At 55.0% G+C, this 11,730-nt stretch carries 8 protein-coding genes and 1 tRNA gene; 4 read left to right on the forward strand and 5 right to left on the reverse strand.

Going from position 1 to position 11,730, the window contains the following annotated elements:
- Positions 1-1,478, reverse strand: a 1,478-nt coding sequence (locus tag ACK4S7_RS11935; RefSeq protein ID WP_409647142.1) for a transglycosylase domain-containing protein, incomplete at its 3' end; no start/stop codon positions are given.
- 79 nt (positions 1,479-1,557) lie between these two features.
- On the reverse strand, positions 1,558-2,763 hold the full coding sequence (locus ACK4S7_RS11940) for an N-acetylmuramoyl-L-alanine amidase (protein WP_409647162.1): 1,206 nt from the start codon (positions 2,761-2,763) through the stop codon (positions 1,558-1,560).
- 541 nt (positions 2,764-3,304) lie between these two features.
- Between ACK4S7_RS11940 and ACK4S7_RS11945 the strand changes: the two genes are divergently transcribed.
- The 3 genes from ACK4S7_RS11945 to ACK4S7_RS11955 all read left to right on the forward strand — a co-directional run bounded on the left by ACK4S7_RS11945 (position 3,305) and on the right by ACK4S7_RS11955 (position 8,284).
- Complete coding sequence (locus ACK4S7_RS11945; RefSeq protein ID WP_409647145.1) at positions 3,305-5,941, forward strand: ribonuclease E/G; 2,637 nt, start codon at positions 3,305-3,307, stop codon at positions 5,939-5,941.
- A 110-nt stretch (positions 5,942-6,051) separates the two neighbouring features.
- On the forward strand, positions 6,052-7,422 hold the full coding sequence (locus tag ACK4S7_RS11950) for a M48 family metalloprotease (RefSeq protein ID WP_409647148.1): 1,371 nt from the start codon (positions 6,052-6,054) through the stop codon (positions 7,420-7,422).
- Positions 7,423-7,462: 40 nt separating this feature from the next.
- Complete coding sequence (locus tag ACK4S7_RS11955; protein ID WP_409647151.1) at positions 7,463-8,284, forward strand: DsbA family protein; 822 nt, start codon at positions 7,463-7,465, stop codon at positions 8,282-8,284.
- Positions 8,285-8,301: 17 nt separating this feature from the next.
- On the opposite strand, the gene ACK4S7_RS11960 is transcribed toward ACK4S7_RS11955, so the two are convergent.
- Both ACK4S7_RS11960 and ACK4S7_RS11965 read right to left on the reverse strand, forming a co-directional pair.
- Complete coding sequence (locus tag ACK4S7_RS11960) at positions 8,302-8,988, reverse strand: RlmE family RNA methyltransferase (RefSeq protein ID WP_409647154.1); 687 nt, start codon at positions 8,986-8,988, stop codon at positions 8,302-8,304.
- A 3-nt stretch (positions 8,989-8,991) separates the two neighbouring features.
- The gene (locus ACK4S7_RS11965; RefSeq protein ID WP_409647157.1) at positions 8,992-10,176 is read right to left on the reverse strand and encodes a Ppx/GppA phosphatase family protein; all 1,185 of its coding nucleotides are present in this window, start codon (positions 10,174-10,176) and stop codon (positions 8,992-8,994) included.
- A gap of 169 nt (positions 10,177-10,345) precedes the next feature.
- Between ACK4S7_RS11965 and ACK4S7_RS11970 the strand changes: the two genes are divergently transcribed.
- A tRNA-Gln gene (locus tag ACK4S7_RS11970) sits at positions 10,346-10,419 on the forward strand.
- 430 nt (positions 10,420-10,849) lie between these two features.
- Here ACK4S7_RS11970 and ACK4S7_RS11975 read toward each other — a convergent pair.
- On the reverse strand, positions 10,850-11,730 hold an 881-nt coding region (locus ACK4S7_RS11975; protein ID WP_409647159.1), incomplete at its 5' end, for an ArsO family NAD(P)H-dependent flavin-containing monooxygenase.

Here is an 11,730-nt window from a genome sequence, read left to right on the forward strand (position 1 = left end):
GGCGTCATGCCGTTGTCGAGTGCGGTGGCATAAACAAATGGCTTAATGGTCGAACCCGGTTGACGCTGTGCTTGCGTTGCGCGGTTAAAGCTGGAAATACGGTTGTCGAACCCGCCCTGCACCGCGAAAACTCGACCGTTTAACGGATTTTGAACCACCATGCCGCCGCCCACTTCGGGTACACTTCGAACAACGAAGCTGTTCGTTCCGTTAGGCGCAACGGCAATTACATCACCCGCTTTCATGGCCGCCGGAGCGCTGTTAAGGCTTGCGGTTGAGCCATCAGCAAAGCCAACCCGCCCTTTACCGAGCGCAACTCCCGCACGCCAGTTTGCATAATCAATGCCGATGTTGGTCGAGGCAAAACGTGATGGCCATTTATCGTCGGTAACATCAATTGTTCCGAGATTGGCCTTCCAAGCCTTACCGGCATTATAACGCAGCAAACCGTCGCGCAACGCTTTGGTTGTGGCGAGTTGGTGTTCGGGATGCATTGATGAGCGAACCCAAAGCCCCCCAGAATATACGCTGTATGGGCCAGCCTCGTCCGTTTCGCCAAATTTCTCTATTAGCTGGCGCCGTACTTCCTCAGCAAAATAGCCACCGATGTTTTTGTAACCGGTTCCCCGCTGTGCGACGAGGCCAAGCGGTTGGGCACGGGCGGCAGCAAGTTGCGCATCCGTTATCCATTCATTGGCGCGCATTTCGCCGAGCACCCAGTTCCGGCGAGACATGGCCAGATCAGCATTTTTAGCGCGTCCGTATCGCTCGGGTGCCTTGGGCAGGATTGCCAAGAATGCCATCTCATGGAGCAAGAGTTGATCCACGCTTTTTGCAAAATATGCTTGCGCAGCGGCTTCAACACCAAAGGCCTGCCGTCCCAGTGCAATTTCGTTGAGATATAGTGAAAGGATCTGCGGCTTGGTCAGGGCACTTTCGATCCGTTTGGCGAGTATCGCTTCCTTGACCTTGCGCGTGTAACTATATTCGTTGGTCAGCAGCAAATTTTTTGCAACCTGCTGCGTAATAGTCGACGCCCCTCGTGAACGCTTGCTGCTAAACATATTGTCAAAAAGCGCGGATGCGATGCCAGGATAGTCAATTCCGCCGTGGCTAAAGAAAGTCTTATCTTCCGCAGCGAGATATGCGTGCACCAGGGTCTTTGGAAAATCAGCATATTCCAGTTGCACGCGGCGTTCGCGGGCGTAGCTGTGAAACGGTTCGCCATTGATATCGCGTACTACCGTGGGCAAGGGCGATTCATATTCAATAAGCGCCTCTGCATCTGGCAGATTGCGGGCGAACAGTGCCCATAAAATTAGAAAAAGTACAAACAGAACGCCAACTGCATAAGTGGAAAGACGGAAACGTTTGCTTTGCCACCAGCCCTGCCAGCGGCCGACAAAACTCTCGGCGTCACGTTTCAGCTTGTAACTGATCGACTGGGGCTCTTCGGCATGTGGGGGCGCGTTATCCATTGCGGGCCCTATCTAGCCGATTTGCCGGACAGGTCCAGATTCTTAATCACCAAAAACGGCGAATCTCGCCTTGTACGGATTAACGCGACGCAATCCGCCGCGCAAAATGGACCTGAATGGCGTTCGCCAAGGTCCTTGCCACTTTCCGCTGACCCTCCCGCGAAGACAAGAAGCTGACGTCTTCCGCATTGCTGAGATAGCCCGTTTCGAAAAGCACCGATGGCGTGTCGGGGGCTTTTAAAACGATAAAGGATGCAAATCGGTGAGAGTTTCCGCGAATCCGCATATTCGGCATCGCTTCGCGCAGCAGCAACTTTGCAAAGTCGGCCGAAACATTCATCGTTTCACGCTGAGTTAAGTCAATAAGTATTGACGACACATTGGCGTCAGCCCCGCCCAAATTAACGCCGTTGATGATATTCGCCTTGTTTTCGCGTGCAGCAAGCCGCTGCGCTTCGCGATCCGACGCCACTTCGGATAAGGTGTACACGGTCCCCCCGTTTGCTTCAGGATTTTCCGCGCTATCAGCATGAATGGATATAAACAGGTCAGCGTTTAATTTGCGCGCCAGTTGATAACGGTCCTGCAGGACAATAAATTTGTCAGTATCGCGGGTCAGAGCAACTCGCACGCGCCCGCTTTTCAGCATTTCGTCACGCACAGACTTGGCTATTGCCAAGGTTACGTCCTTTTCCTGTTGTCCGCCGTGCGGGCTGATCGCGCCGGGATCGTGGCCGCCATGTCCGGCGTCAATCACGACCAACGGTAGGCTCTCATCCGAAGGACCGCTTATTGTTGGGAGGCCCGTGCCTACATTCGAGCGGATTGCCGCGGTGACTTCGTAACGGCGTTTGGGCGGCTCGGCTCGAAACAGCATCGGCGGGATAATTTGCGTTTTGCCCCGTGCCACGGTGCCGGAAAATTCCTTCGGAGCCGCTGGCCGCAGACTGAGGCGCAAACTTTTGCCATCGGCAGAAAAGGCACCGCCAGTCACAATGGCGGGCTCGGCAAGGTCAAGCACAATCCGTGCAGTGTCGGCGCTGAATTGGGCCTGACGAATGTTTTGAACTGCACCACCTAGAGCCACAGACCGACCAGCCGTTGCGCCAGAAATGTCCAAAGCGATACGGTCTGGTCCAGCCAGTGCAAAGACATCTGCTTTATCTACGACGCCATCAAATTGGACGATAACCGCCCCGTCATGAGCTGATATTTGCTGAATGGCACCAGCCAATACCGGCGACGCGAGAATGGGTGTAACGGCAAGCAACATAGCACAGAACATCGCACACTTATGCGTTCCCGGTATGTTATTCGTCCAGAATTTTCTTTGAGCCAAACTGGCGCTCCATCCGTATTTGTGGCGTTTCCATTACATGTGCGTTGGTAAGTTATGGTTTACATCTATGGTTAAAGCCTAGTTAACCATCTTAAAAAGGGGTGCGTCCTCGCGTAATAATAAGGTAATTCGCCGGATGCCCTTGCCGATAACATGCGGGAGTGCTAGCGATTACATACAGGGGAATTCCGACGAATGCCCCCATGATCCGCCGTCCGGTCATTTCCGTACGGCAATTTAACAGGTTGACGCTACATGAGGCATGATATTTCCACCAACGCCGCCCGTTTAGGGCATGGCGCATGGGTTGGAAATCAAGCGCGCGCGATACACGCCCGCCATGCACAAGCAGCAGACGCAATTCTTACATTCCCACCATATCGCTTTGCCGACACGAACGCTGTGCGTCTGGTCCGGCAACGCATCAACAATGAAGCGAGCGGCCTTTGGCTGACAACCGGGCGCCAGCCTCGCTGGAGTAAATTACATGACAACGCGTATGCTTATCGACGCGCGTCACCGGGAAGAAACCCGGGTCGCAGTCGTAACAGGAAACCAGATTGAGGAATTTGATTTTGAATCGGCCGAGCACAAGCAGCTCAAAGGCAATATCTACCTCGCAAAAGTAACCAGAGTGGAACCGTCGCTTCAGGCGGCGTTTGTGGATTACGGCGGCAATCGTCACGGGTTTTTGGCTTTTGCCGAAATCCACCCTGATTATTACCAAATTCCACGTGAAGACCGTGAAAGATTGTTGGCCGAAGAAGCCGAGGCCGCTGCTGAAGAAGCTGCACTGCGTGAACAGGAAGAAGAGGAAAGCGATGAGCCTTCTGACATCATGCAGGGTTCTGCCGAACGCGAAGACGACGTAACCGACTTTATCGAAGTCGACAGCGATGATAGCGTCGACACCATCGACATGACGGAGGGTGAAGAACCCGATCTCAACGGCAATAGCGATGATGCGGACGAAAACGATCGTGGCGACAGTGGTAGCGATAACGGTCGCAACAACCGACGTCGGCGTGGACGTGGTGGCCGTAATGGTGAAGGCCGCGCGCCAAAGGCGAGCGATGAGGTTCGTGCAAAGCGCATGAATTTGCGCCGCCGTTACAAGATCCAGGACGTCATTCATCGCCGTCAGGTTTTGCTGGTCCAAGTCGTTAAAGAGGAACGTGGCAACAAGGGAGCAGCGCTCACTACTTATTTGAGCCTAGCGGGACGTTACTGCGTTTTAATGCCGAACACATCGCATGGCGGCGGTATTAGTCGTAAAATCCACAGTGCAGCCGACCGCAAGCGGTTGAAGACCATTATTTCCGACCTCACCCTCCCATCCACGATGGGCTGTATCATCCGTACTGCCGGACTTGCCCGTACGAAGCCGGAAATAAAGCGCGACTTCGATTATCTTGCGCGACTTTGGGACGAGATTCGGGAGCGCACTTTGCGCGGCGCAGCACCGATGCTGATCCACACGGACAGCGACCTCATCAAACGCGCAATCCGTGACATCTACAACAAGGATATTGACGAGGTATTTGTTGAGGGGCCCGACGGATATAAGGCAGCCAAAGACTTCATGAAGTTGCTGATGCCTAGCCACGCAAAGCGTGTGCAGCATTATGCCGACCCGGTCCCGTTGTTCCAGCGCTACCATGTCGAAGACCAATTGAATGCGATGTATCAGCCGATCGTCCAATTAAAATCTGGCGGCTACATCGTCATCAATCCGACGGAAGCCCTGGTATCCATCGACATCAACTCCGGCCGTTCGACCAAAGAACATGGCATCGAACAAACCGCGCTTTCGACAAACCTGGAAGCCGCGCGTGAGATCGCCCGGCAGTTGCGCTTGCGCGATATGGCTGGTCTCGTCGTGATTGACTTTCTCGACATGGAGCACCATTCGAACGCCCGCAAAGTCGAGCGTGCGATGAAGGAAGCGCTGAAACACGACCGTGCCCGCATTCAGGTCGGCCGAATTTCAAGCTTTGGCCTGATGGAAATGAGCCGTCAGCGCCTGCGTACCGGCGTGCTTGAGGCGTCTACCCGCGAATGCCCACATTGTGAAGGCACCGGCCTAGTCCGCACAGCATCTTCCGCTGCGTTGTCGGCGCTACGGCTCATCGAAGACGAAGCCGCCAAAGGCAATGGCAGCCAGATCGTGCTTCAAGCAAGCCAAGAGGCCACCATTTATTGCCTTAACAACAAGCGTGCCGAACTGGCAGCAATTGAAGATCGCTATCATGTGCGCGTTTTGATTGTTCCAAATGGCGAGACGGAAGGCGCAAAGCTTGCCGTCTCCAGTTCTGGGCCCCGTCCTGAACGTCCCGCTGCTTTGCCGCCAATTATCGATCTCGATGACGACGACATTGAAGAGGAAATCGAAGATTTCGACGAAGAAGTCGAAGAAAATGAAGATGCTGTCCGTGAGCCTCGTGCTGCCCGCGAAGATCGTCCACGTGAAGAAGGCGAAGGCGGTGAAGGCCGCAAACGCAAGCGTCGCCGTGGTCGCCGAGGTGGCAAGGGTCGCGAACGCGAAAACCGTCCGGAAGGCGAAGAACCAGTTGCTGGTGACAATGTCGTTTCTCCCGAACAAGCTGAAGGCGACATGGCTGTTGAAGCGGCTGATGCAAATGCTGAAAGCAAGCCCAAAGCCCGGCGCGGACGTCGAGGCGGCAGAGGCCGTGATCGTCAGGAAGTTGGCGGCGAGACAGTAGCCGAAACGTCTGAGCCTGCGGAAACCGAAGCGCCACAGGCTGCAGTGGAAGCATCCGAAGAGCCGGATGCCAAACCAAAGCGCCGTAGCCGTGCCAAACCAAAGGCTGTCACCGGCGAGGCTGACTCCACTGCGCCAGACCTGGAGGCCGAGGTGGCGATTGACCAGGCTCCCGCAGCGAAAGCCAAGGCGTCTGCAAAGCCTCGTGCCAAGGCCAAGGAAAAGGAACAGGTGCCAGCAGAAGCTGACGCAATTGCCGAAAGCCCGAAGACCAAGGCAAAGGCTCCCCGGAAAAAAGCCGCAGCCAAGGATGTTACACCAGATGTGACGTCTACGGATGCTAACGGCGATGCCGGCGACGGCCCCCCACGCACCGGCTGGTGGCAGCGCACCTTCGGCTAAGGAAGTCAGGTTGTTCAGGATAAAAAGCCCCGCTGGTCATTAGCCGGCGGGGTTTTGTTTTGTTGAACTTCTTCATTGCGCGTTCATGCAGTTCGGGCCATTCAAGAAATATGGGCAACTACGCTATACGGGCCGTCAGGACGGCGTTCATCTTGTTCCTTGCATTGCTTGTGTCGATGCGGCCCGCAATGGCTCAGTCAATACTGCGTGACGCGGAGACTGAAGCCTTTTTTGATGAGATTTCCGCACCGTTAATTGAGGCTGCAGGACTTGATCCCAAAAATGTCGACATCATCCTGATCAATGATAAGTCTATAAACGCCTTCGTCGCTGGAGGACAGGCTGTTTACCTGCACAGCGGGCTCATTGATGCAGCGACAACCGCCAACGAAGTCCAAGGCGTAATCGCACACGAGCTTGGCCATGTTGCTGGCGGACACGTGGTACGCTTCGACGAAGGTGTGTCAGTCGCGAGCGGAATCAGTATCGCCAGCCTCATTTTGGCAGCTGCCGCCATTGCAGCGGGTGCTGGTGAAGCTGGCATGGGAATATTGTCCGCCGGCCAACAAGCCGCCATGGGCAAGTTTCTCGCTTATAGCCGGGGACAAGAGGGCACCGCGGATGCATCGGGCGCCCAATATTTGTCCATTGCGGGAATAACTGGCCGCGGCTCGATCAGCTTTTTCAAAAAGCTTCAAAATTTTGAATTCCGCCTCGGCATTCCGCAAGAGGACAGTTACGGCCGCACACACCCATTATCGGGTGAACGTATTTCGGTGCTGGAAGACACTTATTCTGCTGATCCTGCATGGAATGCGCCGCTAAACCCAAAATGGGAAAACGATTTTAAGCGGATTAAGGCAAAGCTAACTGGCTATCTTGCCGATCCGAAAGCAACGATGCGCGATTATCCAGAGTCTGACAAATCGGTGCCCGCGCGCTATGCACGGGCATATGCTTGGCACAAGTCAGCCTACCCGCAAAAGGCACTGGACGAGTCATCTGCGCTTGTCGCTTCGGCACCTGATGATCCGTATTTTCTGGAACTTCATGGTCAGATATTGCTGGAATCCGGTCGCCCGACAGATGCGATTGTACCGTTGCGCAAGGCGGTCAACCTTACCGGAAATCAGCCACTAATAGCTGCAATATTCGGACATGCATTGATCGCTACCGAAGATCAGGCGCAACTTGATGAGGCTGCACTGGTCTTGAAAGCCGCGGTTGCGAAAGATAACCGCAACCCCTTTGCCTGGTACCAGCTAGGCGTCGTCTACGCGCAGAAAGGCGACACTGCCCGCGCCGCACTGGCCAGCGCAGAGCGCTACATGATGGAGGGTGCACCACAACTTGCACTGCCCAATGCGCAAACCGCGATGGCGGGGTTGCCGGAATACTCGCCCGATTGGATCCGCGCACAGGATATTAATATGGTAGCGGAAGCAAAGCTAGCGCAGATGAAGAAGCGCCGCCGCCGCTAAAACGCTGGCAGAATAGCCCTATCGCCGCTAATCAGAAGATATGAACGAACAAACACATAGCCGCCGGATAATAATCGCAACTGTGGTTTCCGGATTAGCCATATTGTTGGCGCTAGCGGTTTATGTGTACTGGCCCTCGCCTGCTCCCGACCGGCCTCACATGGCCCCCACAGCGGATGGTGCTGCCAAATCGGCTGACGAAGCCGTGGCTGCCGCCGGCATGTCACCCGCCGAACGGATGGCGACAGAGGCGTTGGTGAAGGCCTATATTCTTCAAAATCCAGAGATTATTACGGACGCGGTTGCCATTCTGCAGCAACGCGAAGTCACCAAGCGCTTGTCTGCAGCCGGTGACGAAATCGCCAAGCCATTTCCTGGTGCCGAGGCCGGCAATCCAAAAGGCGATGTGACGATTGTAGAATTTACAGACTATAACTGCGGTTTCTGCCGGGCTAGCGTAGCGGATGTGCAGCGTTTGTTAAAAGGCGATGGCAATATCCGGCTTGTTTATCGCGAGCTGCCGATCCTTAGCCAGTCAAGCCGTGAGGCCGCTCTATGGGCGCTGGCTGCTGCACGCCAAGGCAAGCACAAGGCATTTCATGATGCACTTTTCGCCAGTGGTCGCGCGGACGCGGCCAATATCGCCGCAGCAGCACGCACCGCCGGGCTGGATGTTCCCGCCGCCCAGACATTTGCTGCCTCCCCGCAAGCGGCAAAAGAGATTGAACGTAACTTGGCTCTCATGCAGCAGATCGGGTTTAATGGAACGCCGACGTTCATCATAGGCGACCAGATATTAGAGGGTGCGTTAGGCTACGAGGCGCTGAAAAACGCAGTCGAAAAAGCGCGTCAAAAGAGCTGACTGGTCCCTTTTTACTGTCAGCTTTTCTTGCCTTGGGCAATCACATACCATTCAACTGACCCTTTGCGGCTGGCCGGCGGCTTTGCATGTTTCACGGTGGTAAAGTTGGATTTCAGGATACTCAGCATCTCCGGATCAGTGCCGCCTGCAAAAACCTTTGCGACAAAATCACCTCCGGGCAGCAACACTTTCACTGCAAAATCCACCGCCGCCTCAACCAAGCCCATTGTACGCAAGTGGTCGGTCTGTTTATGGCCCACCGTGTTGGCGGCCATATCTGACAAAATCAGGTCAGGCGCGCTGCCGAGTTCGGCGATCAGCTTCTCCGGCGCGCTGTCGTGCATGAAGTCCATCTCGAGCAAAATGACACCCTCAAGCGGATCAACCGGTAACAAATCGATGCCCACAATAGCTGCTTTGGGCTGTTGCCTACGCACGACTTGAGCCCAGCCACCTGGCGCCACTCCCAAATCAACAACGGCCTTTTTGCCGCGCAAGATGTGGAATTTTTCATCCAATTCAACGAGCTTATAAGCCGCACGGCTGCGGTAACCCTCACCATGCGCACGTTTCACATAAGGATCATTCAACTGTCGTTCGAGCCAGCGGGTTGATCCTGCTGTGCGCCGCTTGGCTGTTTTGACCTTTTGCTTGCCCGCCAGGGTCCGACCGGAGTTTTTACCACCAAAAAGATTATCTGCCATTATTCAATTCCGCCGGTTACGGCGTTTGGCGTCGCTGGCCATCAGCGCGCGCAATATGCCTTCACGAATGCCGCGATCTGCCACGCCAAGCCGTTCGCCGGGCCATATGTCAAAGATGGATTCCAATATGGCGCAGCCCGCCACGACCAAATCGGCACGTTCGCTACCAATGGTCGGAAACGCTGCGCGCCCCTGTATGTTTCGATGCGCCAATTCGCGGCTGATGTCCCGCATCGCGTTGGTCGGCAAATGCAGCCCGTCTACTGCACGCCTGTCATAGGTGTTTAGTTTCAGATAGACGCTGGCCAGTGTTGTCACGGTTCCAGACGTCCCCAGCAACCGGCGGTCGCCGCCATCTGCGGGCAACCGCGCGGCAAAGTCGGCAAAGCTCGTCATCACCCGGTCGCGCATCGATTGATAGCTTGCCTGTAATTGCTCTGGACTGTCACCCTCTGTCCGCTCGCTTTCCGTGAGTGACACGACGCCCCACGGGACGCTGACCCAATCCAGAATTTCGGGCACGACATTACGCGTAGATACCAGAACCAGTTCTGTTGATCCACCACCGATGTCAAATATCAAGGCTGGCCCGTCGCCTTCTTCAAGCAATGCGTGACAGCCCATGACCGCCAACCGCGCCTCCTCCTTCGGGCTGATGATATCGAGGTGTATCCCCGTTTCCCGCTTAACACGCTCAATAAACTGCGCCCCGTTGGCCGCCTGACGGCATGCCTCGGTTGCGACTGATCGGGCGAGCACAACGTTGCGTTTTTTCAGCTTCTCTGCGCATACGGTCAACGCGTCTACCGCGCGGTCCATCGCCTCGTCGCTCATACGTCCGGTGGACGTCAGCCCCTCGCCCAAACGAACAACGCGCGAAAACGCATCTACTACCGTAAAATCATCGCCCCCTGCCCGCGCAATCAGCAAACGGCAGTTGTTCGTACCTAAGTCAAGCGCCGCATAGGCTGTCCGCTCAAGCCAGTTTCGACGTAAAATGGTGCTATTGCCCTGGGCGGCGCCATTGGGGGCATTTGTCGGCGCCGTTGGTACATCAGCACGCGCTGCGCCGTCGACCGAAGTCTGCTGCATTGTTGCAGCTTTGGGTGCCGCATTTTTGCGACGGGGCGGTTTTTTCCGTTTTCGCCCACGTCCCTTTTGCGGCGATGGTGCGACCGTTTCGCCCATAGCCGGAAACTCACTTCTTATTTTCTATCCGGTCGGATGTGCCGCCGGTACCTGATATCGTTGCTACGCGCTGAAGGACAAAAACTCAAGATTTTTGAACAGTGCCTGTGTCGACCCAATTCAGCGGGTTGACCATGCATAACGACCGGCATATATGCCCACCCCCTGTTCCCCGGTCGTCTAACGGTAAGACTACGGACTCTGACTCCGTCTATTGAGGTTCGAATCCTTACCGGGGAACCAATTTAACATATTGATAAATATGTGTTTTATTTCTGTATAGCGGTGTCATTTACGCGCATGCGTGTTGCTTCCGTAACCCACGCAATTCCGCGCGTTTCCGGGCATTTACATTCAATCCCCGCTTCTCCGTGCAGCAAAATTGCAGCAAAATGAGAAAGCGCGACGCACGGTAGGCATCAGCAACATAATGAAAGAAGCCGCGTCGAAACCGATTGTTGACTTAAGAAACCATGTTAGCTTCGCTCTTGAATAGAAATCTAAGGTTCAATGAACTGCGGATTGGAAGATTGAGCTTGGTGCAACCTGCCAACTAATGGCAGCTAACAAGCACTACAACTTATTGCTGATACGACCGGAATGTTGGGGAAAGCTGCCGGTCCGCTTTCAAGTCATGTATCGCAAAAGCAGCCGTTCCTACAACCACAGGTCATTACCGAACGGTCGGTAAAAGGAGAGCAATCAAATCTCTCGCGGTCCGCGCAGCGCCCATCAATGTAGCTGACCCTGGACCAGTCCAGTCACCATAGCCAGCAAGCCAAAGTCGGGGCTCTTGAACAGACCGACTGTGGTCTACCGCAACCCGTCCATCATCCTCGAGCACGTCAAGCCAGGCCAGATGTTGCAACGCCGGTCGAAATCCCGTGCACCAAATGACAGCGTCAACGGCTGTTTCAGATCCATCTGGCCAAATAACGCCATCAGCAGTCATTTGTTTGAACGGCCGAACCGAGTTCAAGTCGCCGCGAGCTCGTGCTTCTTTCACGGGCGGAACCATAACGATGTCACCGATACCGCCCGCAGGTATGTCGCCCGGTCCGACTTTCATGCGCGCTACTGCTCGCTCAAACAGCACGCGACCATCAACATCATCTGGCAGAAACAAAGGGTCTTGAATTGTGACCCATAGGGCGTGCGAAACTTGCGCAACCTCTGCAAGGATTTGCGCTCCACTGTTGCCGCCACCGACCACAATTACAGTTTGTCCGGCATAGTCATCTGGCTGAACATAATGTGCGGAATGGATTTGCCGACCTTTGAAAAGGTCTCTGCCCGGGAGGTCAGGAATGTAGGGATGCGACCAAGTGCCTGTGGCGCTTACGACTGCTTTGGCAGCAAAGGCGCTGTGGTCTGTTTTAACTTTAAAATGGCCATCTCTTCGTTCGACCGACGTCACCTTTGCCGGTCTCCGTATTGGCAACTGGTAGCGCGCCTCATAGCGTGTGAGGTACTCGAGCACATCGTTGCGCGTTGGATAGCCTTCATGATTTGGCGGTGGCATCAGCCATCCAGGCAGCGAACTATAGCCAGCTG

The sequence above is a fragment of the Sphingorhabdus sp. genome (assembly GCF_046292425.1).
Lineage (GTDB): Bacteria > Pseudomonadota > Alphaproteobacteria > Sphingomonadales > Sphingomonadaceae > Sphingorhabdus_B.